The organism is Staphylococcus haemolyticus (assembly GCF_006094395.1).
Classification (GTDB): Bacteria; Bacillota; Bacilli; order Staphylococcales; family Staphylococcaceae; genus Staphylococcus; species Staphylococcus haemolyticus.
The window spans coordinates 960,020-986,738 of record NZ_CP035291.1 but is presented as its reverse complement, the minus strand read 5'-3'; the positions used below and the strand labels follow the sequence as shown (position 1 = coordinate 986,738).

At 32.3% G+C, this 26,719-nt stretch carries 25 protein-coding genes; 7 read left to right on the top strand and 18 right to left on the bottom strand.

What is annotated here, in order from left to right:
* Positions 1–5: 5 nt before the first annotated feature.
* Both gatA and gatC read right to left on the bottom strand, forming a co-directional pair.
* Positions 6–1,463: an Asp-tRNA(Asn)/Glu-tRNA(Gln) amidotransferase subunit GatA gene (gene gatA, locus EQ029_RS04700; protein ID WP_053021660.1), complete on the bottom strand. Its 1,458-nt coding sequence runs from the start codon at positions 1,461–1,463 to the stop codon at positions 6–8.
* A gap of 1 nt (position 1,464) precedes the next feature.
* Positions 1,465–1,767: an Asp-tRNA(Asn)/Glu-tRNA(Gln) amidotransferase subunit GatC gene (gene gatC, locus EQ029_RS04695; protein WP_011275356.1), complete on the bottom strand. Its 303-nt coding sequence runs from the start codon at positions 1,765–1,767 to the stop codon at positions 1,465–1,467.
* A gap of 465 nt (positions 1,768–2,232) precedes the next feature.
* Here gatC and putP point away from each other — a divergent pair, with 465 nt between their 5' ends.
* A complete protein-coding gene (gene putP / locus EQ029_RS04690; protein ID WP_016931028.1) occupies positions 2,233–3,771 on the top strand; it encodes a sodium/proline symporter PutP in 1,539 nt (512 codons plus the stop codon).
* Between the two features lie 58 nt (positions 3,772–3,829).
* On the opposite strand, the gene EQ029_RS04685 is transcribed toward putP, so the two are convergent.
* The 10 genes from EQ029_RS04685 to EQ029_RS04640 form a co-directional block, all read right to left on the bottom strand.
* On the bottom strand, positions 3,830–5,035 hold the full coding sequence (locus EQ029_RS04685) for a CamS family sex pheromone protein (protein WP_053021661.1): 1,206 nt from the start codon (positions 5,033–5,035) through the stop codon (positions 3,830–3,832).
* A gap of 12 nt (positions 5,036–5,047) precedes the next feature.
* Complete coding sequence (gene ligA / locus EQ029_RS04680; RefSeq protein ID WP_057504814.1) at positions 5,048–7,051, bottom strand: NAD-dependent DNA ligase LigA; 2,004 nt, start codon at positions 7,049–7,051, stop codon at positions 5,048–5,050.
* Between the two features lie 3 nt (positions 7,052–7,054).
* Complete coding sequence (gene pcrA, locus EQ029_RS04675) at positions 7,055–9,250, bottom strand: DNA helicase PcrA (protein ID WP_037558840.1); 2,196 nt, start codon at positions 9,248–9,250, stop codon at positions 7,055–7,057.
* The gene (gene pcrB, locus EQ029_RS04670; protein WP_037558839.1) at positions 9,247–9,942 is read right to left on the bottom strand and encodes a heptaprenylglyceryl phosphate synthase; all 696 of its coding nucleotides are present in this window, start codon (positions 9,940–9,942) and stop codon (positions 9,247–9,249) included. The genes pcrA and pcrB overlap by 4 nt, the downstream gene beginning before the upstream one ends.
* Positions 9,943–10,218: 276 nt before the next feature.
* On the bottom strand, positions 10,219–10,521 hold the full coding sequence (locus EQ029_RS04665) for a YerC/YecD family TrpR-related protein (protein WP_011275350.1): 303 nt from the start codon (positions 10,519–10,521) through the stop codon (positions 10,219–10,221).
* Between the two features lie 94 nt (positions 10,522–10,615).
* Positions 10,616–11,911: an adenylosuccinate lyase gene (gene purB / locus EQ029_RS04660; RefSeq protein ID WP_037551163.1), complete on the bottom strand. Its 1,296-nt coding sequence runs from the start codon at positions 11,909–11,911 to the stop codon at positions 10,616–10,618.
* A 276-nt stretch (positions 11,912–12,187) separates the two neighbouring features.
* Positions 12,188–12,358 (bottom strand): NETI motif-containing protein, encoded by a 171-nt coding sequence (locus EQ029_RS04655; RefSeq protein WP_011275348.1) that lies wholly within the window; start codon positions 12,356–12,358, stop codon positions 12,188–12,190.
* A complete protein-coding gene (locus tag EQ029_RS04650; protein ID WP_011275347.1) occupies positions 12,339–12,947 on the bottom strand; it encodes a DUF2179 domain-containing protein in 609 nt (202 codons plus the stop codon). The genes EQ029_RS04655 and EQ029_RS04650 overlap by 20 nt, the downstream gene beginning before the upstream one ends.
* Positions 12,948–13,031: 84 nt before the next feature.
* Positions 13,032–13,853: an NAD(+) synthase gene (nadE, locus tag EQ029_RS04645; RefSeq protein WP_011275346.1), complete on the bottom strand. Its 822-nt coding sequence runs from the start codon at positions 13,851–13,853 to the stop codon at positions 13,032–13,034.
* Entirely contained in the window at positions 13,846–15,315 is a 1,470-nt protein-coding gene (locus tag EQ029_RS04640; RefSeq protein ID WP_016931029.1) for a nicotinate phosphoribosyltransferase, read from the bottom strand. The genes nadE and EQ029_RS04640 overlap by 8 nt, the downstream gene beginning before the upstream one ends.
* Before the next feature lie 179 nt (positions 15,316–15,494).
* Between EQ029_RS04640 and EQ029_RS04635 the strand changes: the two genes are divergently transcribed.
* Both EQ029_RS04635 and EQ029_RS04630 read left to right on the top strand, forming a co-directional pair.
* A complete protein-coding gene (locus EQ029_RS04635; protein ID WP_016931030.1) occupies positions 15,495–16,562 on the top strand; it encodes a nitric oxide synthase oxygenase in 1,068 nt (355 codons plus the stop codon).
* Positions 16,563–16,591: 29 nt separating this feature from the next.
* Complete coding sequence (locus EQ029_RS04630; protein WP_011275343.1) at positions 16,592–17,392, top strand: prephenate dehydratase; 801 nt, start codon at positions 16,592–16,594, stop codon at positions 17,390–17,392.
* Positions 17,393–17,550: 158 nt separating this feature from the next.
* On the opposite strand, the gene EQ029_RS04625 is transcribed toward EQ029_RS04630, so the two are convergent.
* Positions 17,551–18,633, bottom strand: a complete 1,083-nt coding sequence (locus EQ029_RS04625) for a glycosyl hydrolase family 28-related protein (protein ID WP_011275342.1) — start codon at positions 18,631–18,633, stop codon at positions 17,551–17,553.
* A gap of 168 nt (positions 18,634–18,801) precedes the next feature.
* On the opposite strand from EQ029_RS04625, the gene EQ029_RS04620 reads away from it, so the two are divergent.
* From EQ029_RS04620 to EQ029_RS04610, 3 genes are all read left to right on the top strand, one after another.
* Positions 18,802–19,362, top strand: a complete 561-nt coding sequence (locus EQ029_RS04620; RefSeq protein WP_011275341.1) for a cysteine hydrolase family protein — start codon at positions 18,802–18,804, stop codon at positions 19,360–19,362.
* 50 nt (positions 19,363–19,412) lie between these two features.
* Positions 19,413–20,342 carry a manganese-dependent inorganic pyrophosphatase gene (locus EQ029_RS04615; protein ID WP_016931031.1) on the top strand — a complete coding sequence of 310 codons (930 nt, stop codon included), beginning with the start codon at positions 19,413–19,415 and terminating at the stop codon, positions 20,340–20,342.
* A gap of 166 nt (positions 20,343–20,508) precedes the next feature.
* On the top strand, positions 20,509–21,891 hold the full coding sequence (locus tag EQ029_RS04610) for an aldehyde dehydrogenase (protein ID WP_011275339.1): 1,383 nt from the start codon (positions 20,509–20,511) through the stop codon (positions 21,889–21,891).
* A gap of 51 nt (positions 21,892–21,942) precedes the next feature.
* On the opposite strand, the gene pglS is transcribed toward EQ029_RS04610, so the two are convergent.
* Positions 21,943–22,977 carry a 6-phosphogluconolactonase gene (gene pglS / locus EQ029_RS04605; protein WP_011275338.1) on the bottom strand — a complete coding sequence of 345 codons (1,035 nt, stop codon included), beginning with the start codon at positions 22,975–22,977 and terminating at the stop codon, positions 21,943–21,945.
* Between the two features lie 141 nt (positions 22,978–23,118).
* Positions 23,119–23,292: a hypothetical protein gene (locus EQ029_RS04600; RefSeq protein WP_011275337.1), complete on the bottom strand. Its 174-nt coding sequence runs from the start codon at positions 23,290–23,292 to the stop codon at positions 23,119–23,121.
* Between the two features lie 336 nt (positions 23,293–23,628).
* Here EQ029_RS04600 and EQ029_RS04595 point away from each other — a divergent pair, with 336 nt between their 5' ends.
* A complete protein-coding gene (locus tag EQ029_RS04595) occupies positions 23,629–24,669 on the top strand; it encodes a C45 family autoproteolytic acyltransferase/hydrolase (RefSeq protein ID WP_011275336.1) in 1,041 nt (346 codons plus the stop codon).
* Positions 24,670–24,740: 71 nt separating this feature from the next.
* Here the strand turns inward: EQ029_RS04595 and EQ029_RS04590 are convergent, their stop codons facing one another.
* The 3 genes from EQ029_RS04590 to EQ029_RS04580 all read right to left on the bottom strand — a co-directional run bounded on the left by EQ029_RS04590 (position 24,741) and on the right by EQ029_RS04580 (position 26,707).
* Entirely contained in the window at positions 24,741–25,583 is an 843-nt protein-coding gene (locus EQ029_RS04590; RefSeq protein WP_011275335.1) for a DUF4097 family beta strand repeat-containing protein, read from the bottom strand.
* On the bottom strand, positions 25,580–26,137 hold the full coding sequence (locus EQ029_RS04585; protein ID WP_011275334.1) for an HAAS signaling domain-containing protein: 558 nt from the start codon (positions 26,135–26,137) through the stop codon (positions 25,580–25,582). The genes EQ029_RS04590 and EQ029_RS04585 overlap by 4 nt, the downstream gene beginning before the upstream one ends.
* An 84-nt stretch (positions 26,138–26,221) precedes the next feature.
* Positions 26,222–26,707, bottom strand: coding sequence for a hypothetical protein (locus EQ029_RS04580; RefSeq protein ID WP_011275333.1), 486 nt, complete (start codon positions 26,705–26,707; stop codon positions 26,222–26,224).
* Between the last annotated feature and the right edge of the window lie 12 nt (positions 26,708–26,719).

The window sequence follows — 26,719 nt, the reverse complement described above, 5'->3', positions numbered from 1 at the left end:
ACTCCTTATAATTTTTCATATGCGTCATGTAAATTGAATTGTGTTTCATATTGATATGCCACACGATATAACGTCTTTTCATCAAAAGGTTTACCGATAAATTGTAAGCCAATTGGTCTACCGTTTGATTGCCCACAAGGAACAGAAATACCTGGTAAACCAGCTAAGTTAACAGGTGTAGTTAATAAGTCATTAGCATACATAGTTAATGGATCATCGATTTCATCACCTAAGTTAAACGCAGTAGTTGGTGCAGTTGGACCTACAACAACATCATAGTTTTCAAAAACTTTATCAAAGTCATTCTTGATTAATGTTCTAACTTTTTGTGATTTTTTATAGTAAGCATCATAATAACCAGAACTTAATGCAAATGTACCTAGGAAGATACGACGCTTAACTTCAGCACCAAATCCTTCAGATCTAGACATTTTATATAATTCTTCTAATGATTGGGCTTCTTTTGAATGGTAGCCATAGCGTATACCATCAAAGCGAGCTAAGTTCGCTGATGCTTCTGATGACGCGATAACATAATATGATGGAATACCATATTTCGTATTTGGAAGTGATACTTCATCAACTTCTGCACCTAGAGATTTAAGTGTTTCAACTGCATTCTTAACAGCTTCTTTAACATCTTCATTGATACCTTCACCTAAATATTCTTTTGGTAAAGCAACTTTTAAGCCTTTAATGTCTTTACCAATTTCTGAAGTAAAGTCAACGTCTTCAACTGGTGCACTTGTAGAATCATTTTTATCAACGCCTGAAATTGTCTCTAGAACGATAGCGTTATCTTTAACATTTCTTGTAATTGGACCAATTTGGTCTAATGAAGATGCAAAAGCAACTAAACCGAAACGTGATACACGTCCGTAAGTTGGTTTCATACCAACTACACCACAATATGCTGCTGGTTGTCGAATTGAACCACCAGTATCTGAACCTAGACTAAATGGTACTAAACCTGCTGCAACTGCTGCTGCTGAACCACCTGACGAACCACCTGGTACAGCTGTATGATCGAATGGGTTAACAGTTTGTTTGAAATATGATGTTTCAGTTGAACCACCCATAGCAAATTCATCCATGTTCAGTTTACCGATTAGAATCGCATTTTCATCATGTAGTTTGTTCATTACAGTAGATTCATAGATTGGAACAAATCCTTCTAACATCTTACTAGCACATGTTGTTTCCACATCTTTAGTAATGATGTTGTCCTTAATTCCCATAGGAATACCAAACAATTTACCTTCCATTTGACCTTTTGCTTGTAATTCATCTAATTCTTTCGCTTTTTTAATAGCATTATCTTTATCTAGTGCTAAAAATGATTTAATAGTAGGATCCGTTTCTTCAATTGCATCATAGATGTCTTTGACAATTTCTGAAGGCTTAATCTCATTGTTTTTAATCATTTCTGATAATTTTTCAACTGATTCATAACGAATACTCATCTTAAGCTTCCTCCTCATTCATGATAGCTGGTACTTTAAATTGACCATTTTCTGTCTCTTTAGCATTTTTTAATGCAAGTTCTTGAGGAATGCCCTCGATTGCTTCATCATCACGTAACACATTTTGCAAATCTAATACATGATAAGTTGGTTCAATACCTTCTGTATCTGCTGTGTCATTTTGTTTAGCAAAATCTAAGATACTTTCAAGTGTATTAGCCATTTCTTCAGTTTCTTCTTCAGAAATTTGAAGTCTTGCTAAATGTGCTATATGTTCAACCTCTTCACGTGTAACTTTAGTCATTTATTAAAAGCCTCCTTATTACTCATTCATCATAAAATTGTATCAAATTTTCACTTAAAAATCTAAATATTTATTGAGACAACATAACTTCATGACATTATTGATGATTAATTCATAGATAAGTAATTAATAAACGCTTTATAAATAATGTAACTCAATTATTAATTTAACGAAAATACTGACCTAAATTATATATAAAAAATATTTATAATCTTTTATATGCATATTACGTATAATAAAATCAATAAACTTTTTTACATTTTGAAAACGCTTACTACTCTGCTTTGAAAGTATTTTTCTTTTTAAAATTTAAAATTTATACTTCTCTAAACCATTCACCACATTGTATAATATTACATGTAACTAAATTATTTAAAAAAGTTGCATACTCATGTAATTGAAATTTACTAATGTTTATAAGTCATCTAAGTCTTTACACCATATAAAAAAAGGGGGTATTTCTTTATGCTTATTTTAGGAGCAAGCTTGCCTAGTCAAGTTAATACCAATTGGCAAACATACATAATGATTGCGATTTATTTTATTATTTTACTTATCATTGGATATTACGGCTACAAACAAGCTACAGGTAATTTAAGTGAATATATGCTTGGTGGACGTAGTATCGGACCATATATCACTGCTTTATCTGCAGGTGCATCAGATATGAGTGGCTGGATGATAATGGGACTACCTGGTTCTGTCTATAGCACTGGTTTATCAGCAATATGGATAACAATTGGTCTCACATTAGGTGCATATGTTAACTATCTTGTCGTTGCACCAAGGTTGAGAGTTTATACTGAAGTGGCAGGTGATGCAATCACCCTTCCTGATTTCTTCAAAAATCGACTTAACGATAAAGAAAATATTATTAAAATCATTTCTGGTTTAATAATAGTTGTATTCTTTACTCTTTATACACACTCTGGGTTTGTATCAGGTGGTAAACTATTTGAAAGTGCGTTTGGACTAAATTACCATTTTGGATTAATTTTAGTTGCAGTTATCGTTATCGCTTATACTTTTTTCGGAGGATATTTAGCCGTATCTATAACTGATTTCTTCCAAGGTGTAATCATGTTAATTGCAATGGTTATGGTCCCTATTGTTGCAATGTTACAACTTAATGGGTGGGATACGTTTTCTCGAGTTGCTGAAATGAAGCCAACAAATATGGATTTATTTAGAGGGACAACTTTTCTTGGCATTGTTTCATTATTTGCATGGGGTCTAGGTTATTTTGGACAACCTCATATCATCGTAAGATTTATGTCTATAAAGTCACAAAAAATGCTACCCAAAGCTCGCCGTTTAGGTATAAGTTGGATGACTGTAGGGTTACTTGGTGCTGTAGGCGTAGGGTTAACTGGTATCGCATTCATTCCAGATAATCATATTAAGATGGATGATCCTGAGACACTATTCATCATTATGAGTCAAATTTTATTTCATCCTTTAGTAGGCGGGTTCTTATTAGCTGCCATTCTTGCAGCTATCATGAGCACTATCTCATCACAACTATTAGTAACATCAAGTTCATTAACTGAAGACTTTTATAAATTAATACGTGGTGAAGAGCGTGTGAAAACACATCAAAAAGAATTCGTGTTAGTTGGTAGATTGTCTGTATTAGTTGTGGCAATTGTAGCAATTGCGATTGCTTGGTCTCCAAATGATACAATACTTAACTTAGTTGGTAACGCATGGGCCGGCTTTGGAGCTTCTTTCAGTCCATTAGTATTATTCTCACTTTATTGGAAAAAGCTTACACGAGCTGGTGCTATCAGCGGTATGGTAGCAGGTGCCCTTGTGGTAATTATATGGATTGCTTGGATTAAACCTTTAGCGAGTATAAATGAAATTTTCGGAATGTATGAAATTATTCCAGGATTCATTATTAGTGTCATCGTTACATATGTAGTGAGTTTATTGACTCAACATCCAGGTGACTTTGTTGAAAGAGATATTGAAAAAGTTAAATCTATTGTTCGTGAAAAATAATAATATTAAACAAAAACTACGGATAACCCAACTTGTAGGCGTTATCCGTAGTTTTATGTTAATTATTATAAATATGAACTTGAGGCTCTTTATCTTCTTTAGATTTACTAATCAAAGCTCTTGGTGTATTTCCGTCTTTAATTCGAATTTCATAGCTATCGATATTGTCAAAATATTTTCTAGCTTGTTCTGTAACATATTGGGTAATACCAATCGTTTCAGCTTGACTATAATAATCAATAGGTAAATCTATAGTTAATTGTGTTGGTTTTTTACCGTCAAATTTAACTTTACCTACTGCTTGAGTGAAGTTAGTAAAGTAAGATTGTAGGTTGTCATTGAATTGTTTAAAATTATTATTCAAATTTTCATTGTATTTTTTTGCTGTTGAAGATGGTAATAATGCTAACACTTGATCAATTTTTTTCCATTTATTAATTTTAGTTTGATCATCATCAACTGTAGTATTAGCAATAAATTCTCCTGGTGTAATTGAATTTTGATCGGATTGTTTATAAATTGCAAAATGAATAGGAATATCTTTTAAATCATCATTGGCTCTTAATCTTGTTAAGATTTCTGAAGCCATTTGTTTACCTTGTTTTTCAATTTCCTTATCATCAAGTTCTTTGCTATAAGTCTCTCCATCTTTCTCTTTTTGATAATAATAAACACTATTCATGGCTAAGCCAATTGTCATACCTCTAATATTTTTTCCTTTAGTATCCCCACTATCGTAAAAATCTTGTTCAAGAATATTAGATAAATAAGCTGGAGATTGTTCTGCGATTTTTTCTGGATCATCCTCACCTTTGTGTGATGGATTTAATCCTAAATTCTCACTCGCTTTATTGGATTCTTTCTCTTTTTCACTCATTTTATCTATTTCTTTTTTAGTGTATTTGGGATTTAAATAACTATTAAGAGTATCTTTATCTAGATATTGGCCGTCTTGATAAAGGTAATCATCAGTTGGAAATACATCTTTGCTTAGTGTCAATAAACCACTTTCGAAATCGTCACCATTGTAACTATTTGCCATGTTATCTTGTAATACACCACGGGCCTTACTTTCTTTGAATGGCAAAATCGTGCGGTAATTATCACCTTGTACGTTTTTATCTGTTGCTATTGTTTTCACATTATTTGAGTCAGTTTTAGTTTCTTGTTTATTCACAGATTGGTTATTTTTATTATCATTGTTATTGCCACATGCCGTTAACAACACAATCGACGTTATAATTAAGAATAGGGTCCGCTTCATTGCCGTTCTCCTCTAACTAGATATTTCATTTTGTTTAGCCACGAATTGCTCTTCTGTCCAAATTTCAGTACCAAACTTTTCTGCCTTAGTTAATTTAGAACCTGCATCTTCACCAGCAATTACTAAATCTGTTTTTTTAGTTACACTACTTGTAACTTTTGCGCCTTGTAATTCTAACCAGGCAGATGCTTCTTTTCGTGTCAGTTGTTGTAATTTACCTGTTAAAACAATTGTTTTATTTTTAAAATCAGGGTGACCTTCTATATCAGAAGTTTTAATTCCATTATAAACCATATTGACATTTTTATATTTTAATTTTTCAATTAATGCTTTAATATCTTCATTTTCTAAATATGTTACAACAGATTGAGCTAACTTATCTCCAATATCATGAATACTAATAAGTTCTTCTTCAGTTACTTCAAGTAGTCTATCCATTGTTTCGTATTTTTCAGCTAGAACTTGACTTGCTTTAACTCCTAGATGACGTATTCCTAAACCAAATAATAGATACTCTAGAGAATTGGCTTTAGCATCTTCAATCGCTTTTAGTAGATTTTCAACTTTTTTGGAACCCATACGCTCTAAAGGTAATAAATCGTCTTCAGTTAGGTAGAAGATGTCGGCCACATCATTAATCACATTGTGATGATAGAGTTGTTGTATAATTTTAGTTCCTAAGCCATCAATATTCATGGCTTGACGTGATACAAAGTGAATCAACCCCTCTACAAGTTGAGCCTGACACTTTGGATTTATACAACGTAATGCAACCTCCCCTTCAATTCTTACCAACTCATGGTCACAACTCGGACAATGTGTTGGCATTGAATACGGTAATGTACCTTCAGGTCGGCGTTCCGTAATACTTTTCACTACTTCTGGTATAATATCGCCAGCTTTTTTAACTACTACACTATCCCCAATTCTGATATCTCTCTCATGTATTAAATCTTCATTATGTAAAGATGCTCTAGATACAGTTGTCCCAGCAACTCTTACAGGATCAAGAATCGCAGTTGGTGTTACAACACCTGTTCTACCAATACTTAACTCAATATCTTGTAATGTTGTTACCACTTCTTCGGCAGGAAACTTATATGCAATCGCCCATCTTGGAGATTTCTGCGTGTATCCCATTTCATCTTGTTGTTCAATGTCATTCACTTTTATAACGATGCCATCAATATCATAGGATAATTGTTCACGTTGTTTTGTCCATTTCTCAATATATTCTAATACACCTTCAATATCACCCACACGCATACGCTCATGATTTGTCTTAAATCCTAAACGATCTAATTCATCCAACGCACCACTCTGAGTAGTTGCATCAAAATCTGTAAAATCATTAACACTATATAAGAATACACTTAATTTACGTTTAGCTGCCAATTTGGGATCAAGTTGCCTTAACGATCCCGCTGCTGCGTTTCGTGGATTAGCGAATGGTTGTTCTTCATTCTTTTCTTTTTCTTCATTTAGTCTTATAAAAGAACTACGAGGCATGTAAGCTTCGCCACGCACTTCAAAACTTAATGGTTCATTAATCTTTAATGGAATAGCATGAATGGTGCGTAAATTTTCAGTGATATCTTCACCTGTAGTACCATCACCTCGAGTTAAACCTTGAACGAAGCGACCTTCTACATATTTAAGAGACACAGCTAATCCATCAATTTTCAATTCACACATATATTCAACACTACCGACTTGTTCACGAATACGTTGATCAAAACGACGTAATTCTTGTTCATTGAAAGCATTACCTAAACTTAACATTGGTGTATCATGGTTGACTTTTTCGAAAGAAGATTGCACCTCTCCTCCTACACGTACAGTAGGAGAATCAGGTGACTTAAATTCAGGATGTGCCTCTTCTATATCTATTAATTCTCTTAATAATTTATCGTATTCACTATCTGGCACTGAAGGATTATCTTGTACATAATATTCATAACCATATTGATTTAATAAATCATGTAATTCATTCACACGACTTTTGATATTGCCCATAAATTAATCCTCCTTTTTCTCGATTGGAGCAAATTGAGCTAACAGGCGCTTTGGTCCTTCTGATTTAAATATAATATCTAATTCAACTGAGCCATTTTTCTCATTAACGTTACTTACCATGCCTTCACCCCATGATTTATGCGTAACTTTATCTCCTATTTTCCAATCAGAAGCAGAAACTTGTTTTTTAGAAGACGTTGTACGTTTGCTAAATCCACGCTTAGGTTGTTTGGTTGAAGTTTTTGGGGTAATCGTTTGACGCTGCTGCTTAGATGGTGTTTCTAATAGATCTTCCGGGATTTCACGTAAAAATCTAGAAGGCATATTAGATTGTGAGCGTCCATATAACATTCTAGACGTTGCGTGCGTAATATATAGAACTTCTTCAGCTCTTGTTATTGCTACATAACAAATCCGACGTTCTTCTTCCATTTCGTGGTCATCATCACTCTTAATTGCACGTATATGTGGAAATAGCGATTCTTCCATTCCCATAAGGAACACAATTGGAAATTCTAAACCTTTCGCCGAGTGCATTGTCATAAGGGTTACGCCACTTTCAATTTGAGCTTCATCGATGTCTGCTACTAGTGATAAATCCGTTAAAAAGTTAATCAAGGATTGTTCTTCTAATGGTGTATTCTCTTCATAATCTTTAGGCACAGACATAAATTCATCTATATTTTCAAGTCTACTACGTGATTCCAGTGTTTGTTCACGTTCAAGCATATCTCTATACCCAGATTTATCTAATATTTCAACAACAATTTCACTTACCTCTAAAAATTCCTGTTCTTTAATTAAGTTTTGAATTAGTTCATAAAATTTAATGCACTCTTGAGTTACTTTTTTTGAAAGACCAATAAAATCTACTTCTGCCAATGCGTCAAACATACTTATATTGTTATCATTCGCATAGCGTTGAATTTTCTCAACTGATGAAGGTCCTATCCCTCGTTTTGGAACATTGATTATGCGTTGTAAACTAATTTCATCATTACTATTAGCTACTACTCTCAAATAACTTAATAAGTCTTTAATTTCTTTTCTGTCATAGAATTTTTGGCCTCCAACCATCGTATAAGGAAGATTAGATTTCATAAATGTTTCTTCTAAAACACGTGACTGTGCATTGGTTCTATAAAGTATTGCCATATCACTATAATCTTTTCCAGCTTTACGGTGTTTCATTATTTCTCTAACCACATACTCAGCTTCATCACGCTCAGTCATTGCTTCGTAATATTTAATTTTTTCACCACCTGTATTTGCAGTCCACAGGCCTTTAGGCTTTCTTTCTGAGTTATGTTTAATGACTTCATTTGCAGCAGTTAGGATGGTCTTTGTAGAACGATAATTTTGTTCTAAAAATATCGTTTTAGCATCAGGGTAATCTTCTTCAAAAGATAGGATATTTTGTATATCTGCACCCCTCCAACCATAAATTGACTGATCTGAGTCACCAACCACACAAAGATTTTTAAATTTACTAGCTAACAACTTTACTAATGTATATTGTGCTTTATTTGTATCTTGATATTCGTCTACGTGAATATATTGGAATTTGTTTTGATAATATTCAAGTGCATCTGGAATGCGTTCGAACAACTGAATTGTTTTCATAATTAAATCATCAAAATCAAGTGCTTCATTTCGAGTCAATTGACGTTGATATCCACTATAAACAGTAGCTACCATTTGCGAATGGAAGTCATTAGCCTCATTAATTGCATCATCTGGTGTTTTAAGTTCATTTTTTAAGTTACTAATCGCCCCAATAAACATTCTTGGTTCAAAGCGTTTACTGTCAATATTTTCATTTTTTAGAACGTCTTTTATGACGGATTTTTGGTCAGTAGGATCAATAATAGTAAAATTACGTTCAATGCCTATTCTATCTGCATCACGTCTTAATATTCTTACGCACATAGAATGGAATGTAGACATCCAAATCACTTGTGCTTCTTCACCTACTAATTGTTCAACACGTTCTTTCATTTCTTTAGCTGCTTTATTTGTAAAAGTAATTGCTAATATATTGTAAGGAGAAACGTCTTTTTCATCTAATAAATAGGCTATACGATGTGTTAATACTCTCGTTTTACCTGAACCAGCGCCGGCCATAATTAGTAATGGACCTTCTGTAGTTCTTACCGCTTCACTTTGCTCTTTATTCATATTATTAACTAATGAATTCATTTATTAGACTCCTTTTTTATTTTTACTGTTTTAATAGCCTTTTTAATATCGTCATAAATAATATTACCTACTACAATAGTGTCAGCATATTGTGCCATCTCTCTGGCTTGTTCTATAGATGTAATGCCACCGCCATAAAACAATTGTGTATTCGTTAATAATCTGGATGCGGCTTCCACTTTTTCAACATCGCCATACTGACCACTATATTCTATGTACATCAACGGTAGTTTGTACATCTCATTAACCATTTGCGCATATGCCTCTACATCTTCAATATCTATATTAGTATTTGATTGCGTTAATTTTGCTACTTTACTATCAGGATTTAAAACTAAATACCCTTCTAATACGACTTCATCAAAATTAACCATGAATCCGAATTGCTTTAGAGCTTTATGCATCATTCCATTATGATATGTAGTATCCTGACTATTTAGAACTGTTGGTACAAAATAAAAATCGAAACCAGGAATAATACTCTCAATATTAGATATTTCGAGGACTAATGGTAATGGATATCTTCTTACTCTACTCATCAAATGAATGACATTATCTTCGGTAACATTATCTGTGCCACCAATCATGATAGCATCAGTATCTGACATACATAGTGCATCTAAATCATTATCACTTATTTCTTTGGCGGGATCTAATTTAAACACATGTTGCCACGCTTTAATGTCATACATAATCCTTTAACTCCTTTTTTTAACATACACTAAATTATATCATTTTTAGTGTACCAATTCTAAACAGAATCATTAGAATCTATACTGTCTATTAAAGAACGAAAGACCTAATATCTTATAAGTTTATTTGTTAAAAATTAAGTAAATTAAAAGTTGTTTACTTACTATTAGCCTGTATAAATTCAATATAAAACAGAACGCTCCCATCAAAATATCCAAATTATTGTCAATTTTGAAGGGAGCATTTCAATTTATAAATATATGTTAAACGTAATATTATTTTTTTGTTTCTATATTTAATCGTTCTAATATCATTGTATATGCGTCATTACCCCATTGTAATGATCGTTTTACTCTAGATATTGTTGCTGTAGAAGCACCAGATTCTTTTTCGATTGTTGCGTAAGTATACCCTTGTTTAATCATCTTAGCAACTTGTAATCTTTGAGATAATGATTGTAATTCATTGACAGTGCATAAATCATCAAAGAATTGATAACATTCTTCTCTATTTTCAAGTGTAAGAATCGCATCAAAAAGTTCATCTAACGCTTGTCCTCGTAATTTCTCTATTTGCATCTCAAACAACCCCTATAATCCGTTTTCAATATAATCTCATTTTAACGCATTAAATAGTTAAAGTGTAGTATTTTTATTGAAAACCGTTAACTTATTACTCTAAACCTGCACGTTTAAAGATTGTATCAACTTGATTTAAATGATGTTCAGGGTTGAAACATTCATCTAATTCTTCTTTAGAAAGCACATTAGTGATAGACTCATCCTTTTCTATTAATTGACGGAATGGTGTTTTAGTTTCCCAAGATTCCATTGCTTTAGGCTGCACTCTATCATATGCTTCTTCACGAACCATGCCTTTATTAATTAACGCTAGTAATACACGTTGTGAGAAGATTAGTCCAAATGTTTTATCGATATTATTTCTCATGTTGTCTTCAAAAACAGTTAGTCTATCAACAATATTAGTGAATCTATTTAAAGCATAATCTAAAGCAATTGTAACATCTGGTAACATGATACGTTCAGCTGAAGAGTGAGAAATATCACGTTCGTGCCATAAAGGCACATTTTCATAAGCCGTTGTAATGTAACCTCGAATCACTCTTGAAATACCTGTTATATTTTCTGAACCAATAGGATTTCTTTTATGAGGCATAGCTGATGACCCTTTTTGACCTTTTGCAAATGCTTCTTCAACTTCACGTGTTTCTGTTTTTTGTAAATTACGTATCTCTACCGCAAATTTTTCAAGAGATGTAGCTACTAGTGCTAGTGTAGCGATATAGTATGCATGACGGTCACGTTGTAATGTTTGAGTAGAAACGGGTGCAGTATCAATGCCTAAATGGTCACATACATATTGTTCTATTTCAGGAGGAATGTTAGCAAATGTACCAACTGCACCACTCATTTTACCAACTTCTATTTCTTTACGTACCTCTTTGAAACGCTTTAGATTACGTTTCATTTCTGTATACCATAATGCCATTTTAACACCAAATGTAGTCGGTTCAGCATGTACACCATGTGTACGCCCCATCATCAATGTGTATTTATAATTTTTAGCTTTCTCTTCTAAAACTTTTATGAAACGTTCAATATCTTTCTCAATAATTTCGTTGGCCTGCTTTATAACATAACTTAGCGCTGTATCAACTACATCTGTAGAAGTTAAGCCATAATGAACCCATTTACGTTCGTCACCTAACGTTTCCGATACTTGTCTAGTAAATGCCACAACATCGTGTCTTGTTTCTTGTTCGATTTCTTGAGCACGTTTCACATCTACTTTAGCGTTCTGTCTTATTTTTTTTACATCTTCTTTAGGAATGTGGCCTAATTCACTCCAAGCTTCACAGGCCAAGATTTCAACCTCTAACCAAGCTTCATATCTATTTTGATCAGTCCAAATATTTGCCATTTCTTCTCTTGAATAACGATCAATCATTTCTAATCTCCTATTCTATGTATAAATTTATAATTCAAAACTGTACATTAAACGTAAATTATTGGGAAAAGTTCGTTTTTAAAACTTCATTTTTAGTTTAACAGATAATTAATCAAATGTATAAATCTTTTTTTACAAACTTAGTATAATGGATTTTATCTAAATAATACACTTATCTAACAATAATCCGATAATAAAAAGAGTAAAAAGAAGTTGTACTTTAGCTTCTTTTCACTCTTAATAAAATTAATTTGAGTTGTAATTTATATTATTAAATCAAAGCTTTTTACCAACAAATTGAATATCCTGTCTTAATACTACTACATTACCTTTTTCATCTTCAGTGTATATAGGTTTTTCAATTCGTTTAACTGGCATATAGCCTTCTTCACGCATACGTGTTAAACATTCTGAGATTGTTTCATTTTCATTTACTTTGAACTTCATCGTCATGCTCCACAACACTTTCTATTTCTTCTACTTCGTATGCTTTTACTTTTCGAGTTCGAACGCCTTTAGTCCAGAAACCGCCGTGAATCGCTCTTGGCTCATACGCTATAATAAACGCTTTCTCATCTAAATTTCGTACTGTCTCCATTAATTTACGTTCATAACGTCTTGGCGTTAAAATCTGCATTACCATTCGACTACCATCGCGACCATGTGCTGCATAGTGTGTAACACCATAACCTAAATTTCTTAACTCATTTGGTAAATCAATTTCATACTCTGATGAGGTTACATTTACGACTGTATAACCTAATGCGAGTTTTTCTTCAATTTTCATACCTACTAAAATCCCAATCGAAAAACCAAACGCATAAGCAAAGATATTTTGAATTTGGTCTAAACTAGACATTACCATACCAAGACCAACTACATATACTAACACTTCAAGGAAACTTACTGCAGCCGCCATATAACGATAACCTTTTAACGTTAATATTGTACGCATTGTTAAAAATGTAACATAAAAAACGTTGATGACGAATATCGCTAATACCATTGACCATGGATTTGAAGTTATCACTGACATACTAATCCCCTTTTCTTACATGGATATCTAAAATCGAAATAATTTTATCAGTGAATTTTTATTTTGTCACTAGAAAATCTTTTTTTAATTTTTAGGCCAAGTATAACGCGTATAGGCTAATTCACGTTTATGTGCATTTTTGACATAGTGATTTTCAATCGTATCACGGGCTTCACTAGATATATGTTTACCTTCTAAATAGTCATCAATTTGATCATAAGTAACACCCAAAGCTTCTTCATCAGGTAATTGTGGTTTATCATCCTCTAAATCTGCTGTGGGAACTTTTTCGTATAAATGCTTTGGTGCGTTCAAATATTTAAGTAGCTGTCTTCCTTGTCTTTTATTTAGACCAAAGATAGGTGCGATATCAGCAGCACCATCACCGTACTTAGTATAAAATCCTGTAATATTCTCTGCAGAATGATCCGTACCAATAACAATACCACTACGATTTGATGCGATTGAAAATTGAACCTTCATACGTTCACGTGCTTTTTCGTTACCACGTTGAAAATCTGTTAATTCAATACCAGCCTCGTTTAAAGATTTAACACTTTGATCAACAGCAGGTTTAATATTGACAGTAATGATTTCATCGGGATGAATAAAGTTTAATGCATCTTCAACTTCTTCTGCATCTTTCTGCACACCATATGGTAATTTCACAGCAATAAATTGACAATCTCGCCCTTCATTACGTAATTCTTCAACTGCTAGCTGAGCTAATTTACCAGTCAAAGTAGAATCTTGACCACCAGAAATACCTAACACTAAAGATTTAATAAATGAATGTGATTGCACATAGCTTTTAATAAATTGAATAATTTCACGTGACTCTTGTTCACTATCAATATGTTTCTTCACTTTCATTTCATTGACTACAATATCTTGTAAATTAGTCATTGTCTTCCTCCATCTCTTTTACGTGTTCTGCAACTTCGAAAATACGCTTATGTTTGTTGTCCCAACAAGCTGTACTTAAATCCACAGGGTATTCTTGAGGATTTAAATAACGTTTATTTTCATCCCATAATTTAGATAATGCCTTTTTAGAGTATTCTTGTGCCTCTTTTTCACTCGGTAATTGGTAAACAAGTTTCCCATTTTCAAAGATTGAATGATGCAAGTCAATCGCTTCAAAGTGTTTGATATGTTTCATTTTATACGTGTGAACTGGATGGAACATTTTTAAAGGTTTTTCATTATTAGGATTCTCATGTTCTAGAGTAATATAGTCGCCTTCTGCTTTACCTGTTTTAGTATTTATAATGCGATACACTTTCTTCTTACCAGGTGTTGTCACTTTTTCTGCATTGTTGGACAGTTTAATTCTATCAACATATCGGCCGTTGTCATCTACAACTGCTACTAGTTTATATACTGCACCAAGTGCTGGTTGGTCATAACCAGTAATTAATTTCGTACCTACACCCCATGAGTCAACTTTAGCTCCTTGAGATTTCAAACTCATTATCGTTTGTTCATCTAAGTCATTAGATGCGATGATTTTAGCATCTTTGAATCCCGCTTCATCTAACATTCTGCGTGCTTCTTTAGATAAATAAGCAATATCTCCAGAATCTAAACGGATACCAATGAAATTGATTTTATCCCCTAGTTCTTTCGCTACTTTAATAGCTGTAGGAACACCTGATTTAAGCGTGTGGAACGTATCAACTAAGAACACACAATTTTTATGGCGTTCTGCATAAATTTTAAAAGCTTTATATTCATCACCATATGTTTGAACTAAAGCGTGTGCATGCGTACCAGAAACGGGTATACCAAATAATTTACCGGAACGCACATTACTAGTAGAATCAAAACCACCGATATAAGCAGCTCTAGCCCCCCATAACGCAGCATCTAACTCTTGTGCACGGCGAGTTCCAAATTCCATTAATGTATCATCAGGTGCTACTTGACGAATTCTACTTGCTTTAGTCGAAATTAATGTATGGAAGTTGATTATATTAAGTAATACGGTTTCTATAAGTTGCGCTTGAATTAATGGTGCCTCCACTCTAAGTAATGGTTCATTTCCAAAACACAATTCACCTTCTTGCATTGAGCGAATATTACCAGTGAACTTTAAATTTTTTAAATAGTTTAAGAAATCATTTTTATAACCTATTGACTGTAAATATTCAATATCAGAATCACTAAAATGAAAATGTTCAATAAATTGAATTACTCTTTTTAAACCATTAAAAACTGCATATCCACTCTCAAATGGCATACTTCTAAAATACAAATCAAATACTGCATTTCGTTCATGAATACCATCATTCCAATAGCTCTCTGCCATGTTAATTTGGTATAAGTCATTATGTAACATTAAACTGTCATCTTCGTAACGATACACCACAATCTCTCCTAACGATGTTTTAGTACATTTTATCATAATTCAGTAGAAGTGCGTATTCACATCCTATTGATACAATTAAAATTTAAATAAGTATCAATAAGACAAATTCGTGACAATCTATGTAATTGAATGAGTTAATTTATTGTCTAGATTATAATATGAACCGAGGTGGTTATATGTTATTGGAAGAAGCAAGAAGTTTTATCGAAACGATGTATCGTGAACTTAATTACAATCCATCTATTTTTGATAAAAGAATAAAAGAGATAGAAAAAGAAATTGAACATACTGGTACATATACGCATACTTTGGAAGAGTTGTCGTATGGCGCTAAACTTGCTTGGCGTAACTCTAATCGCTGTATTGGACGCTTATTTTGGGATTCTTTAAATGTAGAAGATGCTAGAAACGTTGATAATGAGCGTGATTTTATAGATACAATCAATCATCATCTTGAACATGCGACGAATAATGGTAAGATCAAGCCTTATATAACGATTTTTTCACCTAATCAAGCACCTCGTATCTATAATAATCAACTTATTAGATATGCTGGTTATGAACATGCCGGTGATCCATCTGAACGTGAAATCACACAATTAGCTGAGCATTTAGGTTGGAAAGGCAAAGGTACTGATTTCGATGTACTACCACTCATTTATCAATTACCTAATGATTCTATAAAATGGTTTGAGTTACCCCATGAATTAATAAAAGAAGTTGAAATAGAACATGAACATTATCCAAAGTTAAAGGATTTAAATTTAAAATGGTATGGTGTTCCAATCATTTCTAATATGGATTTGAAAATTGGTGGCATTACTTATCCAACTGCCCCGTTTAATGGATGGTATATGGTAACAGAAATTGCAGTACGCAATTTCACTGACTCTTACCGCTATAATTTATTGGAAAGTATTGCAGAAGCGTTTGAATTTGGTACACTAAAAAATAATTCTTTTAATAAAGATCGAACACTCGTTGAACTTAATTATGCTGTATACCATTCATTTAAATCTCAAGGTGTTTCTATTGTTGATCACCTTACTGCATCAAAACAATTTCAATTATTTGAAGAAAAGGAACTAGCAAATAACCGTGATGTCACAGGTAAATGGTCTTGGTTAGCCCCACCACTTTCACCGACCCTAACTTCAAATTATCATCATGGTTATAATAATGAAATCAAGGATCCTAATTTTCATTATAAAAAGAAACAGTCAATGAAATGTCCATTTCACTAGTGTTCGATAATACGAGGTGACGAACAAAGATGCGTTTATATTATTTAGGCCCTAAGGGAACATTTTCTTATTTAGCTGCAAAAACTTATTTATCTGAGGAAGAAGTTACATATTCACCTAAATCAAATCTTTATGAAGTAATTAAAGCCGTTAATAGTCATAGTGATGCTGTAGGTATCGTACCTATTGAGAACTCAATTGAAGGTACTATTAATATTGTTGCGGATGCACTTGCACAAGAAGATATATACGCTCATGGCGAAATCCATTTAGATATTAATTTTGGTTTATACGCTAATAAAGGTACTTCACTGGATGATATTAAAAAGGTTTATTCCATTGCACCTGCAATAAGTCAAACGAGTCAATATATCCATCGACATCATTTCTTATATGATTATGTTGATAGTACGATTCAAAGTTTAGAAAAAATTGACACACATGTCGCTGCTATTGCACCATTAGGAAGCGGAGAGTCATATGGTTTCGAACCGATAGATACACATATACAAGACTATCCACATAACGTCACTCGTTTTTTAGTAGTAAAAAGTAACGAGCACTACAATGAATCTGCTTCTAGTACGCTATTACTGATAACACCTAAACACGATAAAGCTGGATTATTAGCTAGTATACTTAACACATTTGCTTTATTTGATATTAACTTGTCATGGATTGAGTCTAGACCTCTTAAGACGCAGTTAGGTATGTACAGATTTTTTGTTCAAACCGATATTGGGAAAAATGAAAAACTCAATAAGGTTATCACAATATTACAGACTTTAGATTTTGAAGTTAAAATTATAGGTGCATTTAATCACCATTAGATAAATATCGAAAGGCATTATGACGAAATTATAAAAAATTTGCTGTCTTGTCCTTATTTAACACTGATGTATCGAAATTAAATAGCCAGTAAATGCGTCTTCAAAACGTATTTACTGGCTATTTATTGTTGGGTTGTGTTCGAAAACATTATCTCTACTCAGTCTACATTAATTTTTTTAATGGTAACATCTTCACCCTGGTTTAGGGTTAAATCTTCTATATCTTCTAAATGTATAGTTTGTGATGCTTTATCAAAAGTATTACCGGCGATAAACACTTGCTGATGTTTTACATTATTATAGCTTCTAATGTGAATGGCATCTTTTTTCATTTCTCCAATAAAGTGATTACCAATCACACTGAAATTCTCACCAGCTTGAGATTCCATGACTTTGCCAGTAACAGGATCAGCAGCATTTTTTCCATCTTTTACCCCTAAAAATCGAATACCACCTTTACAATTTTTGAATTTATTGCGTGAAATAATCATATTTTTAGCTTTTAGGGGTGTTAGTGCATAGTCTTCAGTCCCCTCAAAACAATTATCTTTTATATGCACATTTTCGTAGAACTTATTATACCTGCTTGCATGTGAGCCAATTGCTCTATTCCATGGACGCATTTGATGGTCATCTGAATTCCCAAAATAACAATTCTCAATGACTACATTTTTAGTGATGGTTCCGTCTGTCGTCCCAAATTTAGGAAACGCACCAGGTACTTGAATATCTAATTGAATTGCTTCAGAAAATGAACGATCCCCATCAAAATCATTAAAACCTTTAAAATTGCAATTTTTGATATACAAACCATTGATACCACAAGCGTCTAGAGCGTGTCCGCCAACTACGTTTAATACTGTTACACCTATTAATTGAATATCTTCTGCATGTCCAATTGACATCGCAGTATTATTGTATGGATATTTAGAGCCATTCATATCAAACGTTCCACCTTTAATATAAATATGACTATTACCTTGATATCCTTTATAAAAACCAAAACGATGGCCATTTTTTAAAAGTGCATCCTTACCACATCTTAGTAATGTCGTATCATCTTCTAGTAATAAAGTTGTTGAGTCATAAATGATGAGTGCTTTCGAAATATAATATGTACCGCTAGGTATAAGTACAGTGTGTTCACCATATCTTGCTTTATTCAGTGCTCGTTGTATTGCTTTAGTGTCTTTGCGTTTATTACATCCTTTTAATCCATAATCTTGAGCATTTATTAACATAACGTATCCCCTATCTAAACTTTCAAACCTATTTTATTGCTATATACCATTTTAGAATGGGATTAGCTATAATATATATAATGATTAATGAGGTAATAATTTAATCGTTTCTATATAATTATACAATTTTTAAATAGCTCAAACATTTAATAGAGAGGAAGATTGATTATGACTAGAAAAGCACTAATAGTAGTAGATTATTCTTATGACTTCATTGCAGATGATGGTCGATTAACATGTGGTAAACCTGGGCAAGATATTGAATCTTTTATACTGAAACGTTTAGAGACATATCAGTCTGAAGGCCAAGATATTTTCTTTATGATGGATTTACATTATGAGAACGATATGTTCCATCCTGAGACAAAGTTATTCCCTCCTCACAATATTGAGGGCACAGCAGGACGTGAATTATATGGTAAGATTAAAGCCTTTTATAATAACATTAGTGGAAACAGTAATATTCATTATTTAAATAAGCGTCGTTATGATTCATTCTATGGTACACCTCTAGATAGTCTATTGAGAGAGAGAAATATAAAAGATATTGAAATTGTGGGTGTTTGTACAGATATTTGTATTTTACACACTGCTGTTTCAGCCTATAATTTGGGGTATAACATTACTATTCCGAAAGATGGTGTTGCTTCATTCAATGAGAGTGGTCATAAATGGGCTTTAGGACATTTTGTAAACTCATTAGGCGCAGAGGTAGATGTAGCTAAATGAAACATGATAAAATAAGATGAAAAATTAAATGATAAGGGTGGATAATAACAATGGCAAAAACTTATATTTTTGGACATCAAAATCCAGACACAGATGCAATAGCATCAGCTATCATCATGGCTGATTTTGAACAATTAACTGGTAACTCTGAAGCGACGCCATATCGTTTAGGAGATATTAATCCTGAAACTAAATTTGCTTTAGATCATTTTGAAGTTAAAGCACCAGAATTATTAAGTGATAATTTAGATGGTCAAGAAGTAATCTTAGTCGATCACAATGAGTTCCAACAAAGTGCTGAAACAATTTCTGACGCAGAGATTAAACACGTTGTGGATCATCATAGAATCGCTAATTTCGAAACTGCTTCACCGCTTTGGTACCGCGCAGAACCAGTTGGTTGTACTGCTACTATTCTTTACAAAATGTACAAAGAACGTGGCTTTGAAATTAAACCGCATATCGCAGGTTTGATGATTTCAGCAATTATTTCTGATAGCTTATTATTCAAATCTCCTACTTGTACTGATGAGGATGTAAATGCTGCTAAAGATTTAAAAGATTTAGCAAATGTTGATTTAGATGAATATGGCTTAGAAATGTTAAAAGCTGGTGCATCAACTACTGATAAATCTGCAGAGGAATTATTAGACATGGATGCTAAATCATTTAATATGGGCGACTATGTTACACGCATTGCCCAAGTAAATACTGTCGACATTGATGAAGTATTAAATCGTAAAGAAGATCTTGAAAAAGCAATGTTAGAAACAAGTGCTAATGAAAAGTATGATTTATTTGTATTAGTAGTTACTGACATTATTAATAGTGATTCTAAAATCTTAGTAGTAGGTGCTGAAAAAGATAAAGTCGGCGAGGCATTTAAAGTTCAATTAGATGATGGCATGGCATTCTTATCAGGCGTTGTATCACGTAAAAAACAAGTGGTACCTCAAATCACAGATGCTCTAATTAAATAAAACATATTGGCAATTTAGTTATCGCCTTTATATACGCAGTTGAATGAATCTTTTCATTCAACTGTTTTTTATTGAAAAATATTTAGGGTATAGATATGATGAATTACATCATTTATTTTAATTTAATTCTTTAATATAGATTTTACTATTTAGGAGGTATCACACATTGCCAAGCATTGAGCAACAATTTGAAGAAAGTAAAGCTTTTTTCAAAACACATAAAACGAAAGATTTAAAATTTCGAAAACATCAATTAAAACTTCTAAGTAAAAGTATTAAAAATCATGAAAATGATTTACTAGATGCTCTAAAGACTGATTTGGGAAAAAGTCCTGTTGAAGCATATGCCACAGAAATTGGTATCACACTAAAAAGTATTAAAACTGCGAGAAAAGAACTTAAAAATTGGTCTAAAACAAAACAAGTTGATACACCTCTATTTATGTTTCCGGCAAAAAGTTATATCAAACAAGAACCATATGGCACAGTATTAATCATTGGTCCATTTAATTATCCTGTACAGTTACTATTTGAACCTTTAATTGGGGCTATTGCAGCTGGAAATACTGCTATTATAAAACCATCTGAATTAACACCTCACGTTGCCACGGTCATTCGTCAAATTATTGAAGACGTATTTACTACTGATTATATAGGTGTTATCGAGGGTGGTATAGAAGAAACACAAACATTAATTAATCTGCCATTTGACTACATATTCTTTACAGGTAGTGACAAGGTTGGTCAAATCGTGTATGAAGCAGCAAGCAAAAATTTAGTTCCTGTTACCCTTGAATTAGGCGGTAAATCTCCAGTTATTGTAGATGATACTGCTAATATTAAAGTTGCTAGTGATCGTATTAGTTTCGGTAAATTTACTAATGCAGGACAAACATGTGTGGCTCCGGATTATATATTAGTTAATAAGAAGGTCAAAAACGAATTGATTGAAGCACTTAAACAAAGTATTCAAGAATTTTATGGTACTAACATAGAGGAAAGTCCAGATTTTGGTCGCATAGTTAATGATAAACACTTTAATCGCTTAAATGAATTACTTAACGTGCACCAAAACCATGTTATTTTCGGTGGTAATGCAAATGCTACAACACGCTATATAGAACCAACTATTTTAGATAGTATTACGTCAAGTTCTAAAATCATGCAAGATGAAATCTTTGGACCTATATTACCTATTATTACTTATGATGATTTTAATGAGGCAGTAGATATTATTCAGAGTAAAGCTAAACCGTTAAGTTTATATTTATTTAGTGAAGATGAGAATACTACACACCGTGTATTAAACGAATTATCTTTCGGTGGCGGTGCAATTAATGATACTTTAATGCATCTTGCTAATCCTAATTTACCATTTGGTGGTGTCGGAATGTCTGGCATTGGACAATATCATGGTAAATATACTTTCCAAACCTTTAGCCATAGCAAGTCATACATCTTTAGGTCTACGCGATTAGATTCAAGTGTTATGTATCCGCCTTATAAAGGTAAATTTAAATATATTAGAACATTTTTTAAAAACTTATAAAAATTTGCAAAAAGCCACGACATTTTACACTGCCGTGGCTTAGTATTTTACTTAAATAAAACTAACATGTACACCTTCAGGTGCAATTTGTTGATTATCTGTTGGCGTTAATTTACCAGTATTTGTGTCTCTTTTAAAAACTGTAATTTCATAATTACCCTCTTGATGGGCACAAACTAGATAGTCATCTGATTCAGTAATATTAAAATCTCTTGGGAATTGGTCCCCACTTTTAACGATTTCTACAGGGTTTAGTCCCGCGCCATTCTCTGTAATCGTGAATACCGCAATACTATCATGACCACGGTTACTAATATATAAAGTTTGTTGATCATGCGATAAGCGAACAGCCGCTAATTTAGTGTCATCATTAAAATCTTCAGGAACAGTTAAATGACGTTCTAGTTCTTCAAATTGACCATCTTTATATTTAGCTACGCTAACATAATTAGATAATTCATGAACAATGTAGGCATATTCACCATTATTGTGAAATGCAATATGTCTTGGACCATCTTGATCTTTAAATTTAGAAACTTTGTATTCTTTAAGACCTTCATTACTGAATTCATAAGTTACAACTCTGTCTGTACCTAAATCAGTAGCTACAACATATTTGCAATCGGGTGTTTCATTTATATAGTGGACATGTGAATGCTCTTGACGTTCATGACTTCCAAGTGGATAGTCGTGATTTAATTCTTGAATTAACTTAATGATCTCACCTGTATCTTTATTCAATTGATATATTCTAGCGATACCAGCGCCGTACACTGCTTCAAATAAAAAATTGTGGTCAGATGATACCGATATATAGCAACCTGTACCCTCTACAGATTCTAAGCATTTATTAATTAATGTTAACGAACCAGAAGCTTCTTTTTTAAAAGCAGCTACCCCGCAGTGTTCACCTTCTTTAGTGATTGCGTATAAATAATCATCTGTTTGAGCAAGATAAGTAGATGCTTCAATCTCATAACCAGTATTAACAGAACTAATTTGTCCACTATCTTCATTTAATTCGAATAAGTAAATACCTTTACCTTCTTTTTTTGTGTATGAACCAATATAACCCTTCGTCGTCATCAGAATACCTCCTATTGTCTAATTACCTTTATTTTATTAAAAGATTGGTGTCTATGACAATTATTCTTAATCATTGTTTGAATTTATTGAAATAAAAAACCAGTAACTTCAAAACGGAAGTCACTGGTTAAATTACTATTATTACGCGTTATTACTTTCGATATCTGAAACGATTTCTTTAGTTTTTCTTTCGATATCTTCAAAGTCTTTCTTGAAGATGTAAGCAAATGCTACAACACCTACACCAACTACTACTGATGTAATAACTACTAAGCTTAATAAGAATTTGAATAAACCTTTAATTAAATCCCACATGTATGTTTCACCTCTAAATAGATATAAGTATGTTTACAATATTATATATTATCATACTTACTGTTATGGTTAAATAGATACCTTTTTTCGTCTTATAATAATAACTATAAAATAAATTTCAAAATTCAAAAACTTCATAAATTTTCAATTGTAAATTAGTTTAATACAACCACCAAGCTTTTACTTTGTTATATACTTTTAAATAAGCGTCTTGAAACATAGTACCCCTCCTTGTTTTTTAAATTTTTCTTGCTATCATGTTCAGTATAATAATAATTATATTAGTTTTCAATTAATGCTATTTTACAATATTTAGAATTTTCAGGAGGCCTTCTCATGCAACAAGTGAAATCAGATATAATGACGTTTAGAGGATCGCATTATGATTTAGGGGTCATAACAGCGCTATGGCTAAAACAAACACCCTTATTGCAAAATCGTGAACGTGAATGGAAAAAACGTATGCCCCGATTTGATATAGATGTTAACGAAACGTATCAAGTATTTCAAACATACGCGCCAGAAATATGGGAAGAGTTAATGGGTATGCAAGAAGTACTGAACTTACCTACAAAACAAATGATATTAAATTTTGCACATTATCGTTTCACAGATTTAAAAGAAAGTGGATGTACTGTATTTCAAGGTAAGGATTTTATGGTGCGCAATTATGATTATCATCCTGCCACATACGATGGGAGATATTTATTATTCCAACCTAATGACGGAGGGCTAGCGCAAATTGGGCCTACGTCTAGAGTAACAGGTCGTATGGATGGTATGAATGAAGCTGGTTTGACGATGGGCTATAACTTTATGCATCGTAAACACCCTGCTAATGGCTTTGTATGTTATATGATTGGTCGTCTTGTTTTAGAATATTGTAAAGACGTTGATGAAGCCGTTAGATTCTTGAAAGAACTCCCTCATAGAAGCTCTTTCAGTTATATTTTAATGGATAGAAAGCTTAATCACGCAATCGTTGAGGTTACACCACGTTCTTTTGATGTCAGATATGATAAAGTATGTACAAATCATTTCGAAATCTTAACGCATGAAAACCGAAATTACACAAAAGAATCACGTGAACGTCTAGAACGTACTGTCTCACAAACTTCACAAAGCTTAGATAAACATACAGCTTTTAAATTATTTAATGATCCAAAATTCGAAATATATAGCAAATTATTTAAAAGTTGGTCAGGTACGATACACACTTCAATGTATGAACCGCAAAACTTAACCGCTTGGATGACACTAGGTGAAAATCAATCACCCACATCAATAAATTTTCAATCTTGGTTAGATGGAAATGAGTTAACTATCCAACAATTTAATGGTCTAATTGATACCGATTTAACATTCGCAAATTATTAAAAAATAGACGAACTTTAAAATCGTTCGTCGACTTATATAAGTGATTGCCTCTTATTGTGTAGGCAATCATTTTACTTTATTGTGATATCTTCTTTTACCGTGTAAAATTCAATTACATTATTACTATTTCCTACCTTACCTTTATTAAAAGCTTTATTTTCAACTTTTGCCTCTCCTGTACCTGGGTGTAATTTTAATAAAGTATTTTTAGGTTCATCTTTATAGTCCAAATGAATATAATCAAGCTTACTTGAGCCTTTTACATCTGTTTCACTATTCATGTTTGTGAAATTAAGATAACCAAGTTCACTTACAAATAACGATTTTTTTAACTTTGAATTATTTACTTCGACGTTACCTACCCCTGTCTTAAATTCACTATTAAAGATATCACTGTTTTTAATTTTTACTCCACCAGCATCGCTCTTGAAGGAAAGATTATCAAATTTTGAATTTTGAATTTTTAAATATTTATTGTCTTGATAAATCGAACCTTTCTTCGCGTTAATGCCATCAAGATTCACATTTCCAAATCCTGAATATACATCTAAATTATTAATGTTTTTATTTGGAAGTGTAACTTCAATTTTTGATTTACTTTGATTAAAAGGATTAATATTAACGCTATAACCCCTCTTATCAGATTTATGCTCTTTTATATATAATGTATCTTTTGTGCGATATACCTTAACATCATTATCACCATAATATTTAACACCACAATGTTCTCCTTGCTTAATTGTGAGTTCTGAATTATAGCTGTCAATATTTAAATTATTCATTTTCACATTACTGTATGCTCTATCATATTTTAGCTTTTTATATTCATCTTTATCATGCACAAACCAGACTAAAGTTGCTGCTAAGAAAAATCCTACAAATATTACTATGCCTGTTATCATTGCCTTCTTCATTGTTTAATTCTTCCTTTAACCGTTTGGATATACCAAGTTAAATATTTTAATACAAGTCGATATAAATTTTGTGTAATTTTCATGGTAACTACAAATAAGACGATACCTAATCCGGCATATGAAATGCTAAATAAGAAATTGCTAAACGAATCAACAATCCCTTTAATGATACTCATTGATATTATTATTAATGGAAGAGAAATTAAAAAAACAGAGAATATAAACACTACAATCAATAATGCTATAAATATTACAATAGGGATGATGATGAAGAAAAAAGAAAGCACGCCAAGACTTAATGAAGCCATTATAGCCCTAATAATATTACGTAGGTTAGGTGTTACTTTAGCATAGGATATTGCTTCTTTGGCTTTAACTTCTATACCTATATCATGTGGTTCTCTTAAATCCGATATAATATCTTTTTCTGATTTCCCTTTCGATTCTTGTTCATAGAAATGATTTTCATAATCATCCATGAGTTTATCTTTTTCTTTTCTTGGTAATTCATCAAGTTCTAATTCAAGTTCATTTAAAAAGGTAATCTTATCCATTATTTCACTTACTTTCTTAATTGAATTATCTCTATCTTATCGAAAAGTAGCTTATTTTGAAGTGCATTGTAAAAGTATCACTTTTTAACGACTAAAAAATTCTATTCGTTTAACCACATTATCCTTATATAAAATGGATAGCTTCATATGGTGCTCTTTATCAACATAAATTAACGCATCATATCCCTTACCTACTTTATCTTTACGATAATTATCACCTAAATAATTGATTGCATGATCCACTCTATCTCCAATTTTAACACCAAAGTTTGTTGTTACATCATGATCATTAATCAATACGATCCCTTTTACTGTTTGGTGTTTATTTTTTACTTTTACAGTTAAATCTTTATGTTTTTTATCATTATAGAATTTGTATCTATCCAACTTTATGTGATGATTTATCTCATAATCATTTTCATTAAATGGTTCATTTAATTGAATATCATTTATCTTCACTTCAGTAAGATTAATTGTTTTTTCATTTTTATAGATTGTAAGACACGTAACCACTATAAAAGCTATTATTGTAAAAATACTAAAGATTATCCATCGATTTTGAATGCGCAACCGTACCACCAC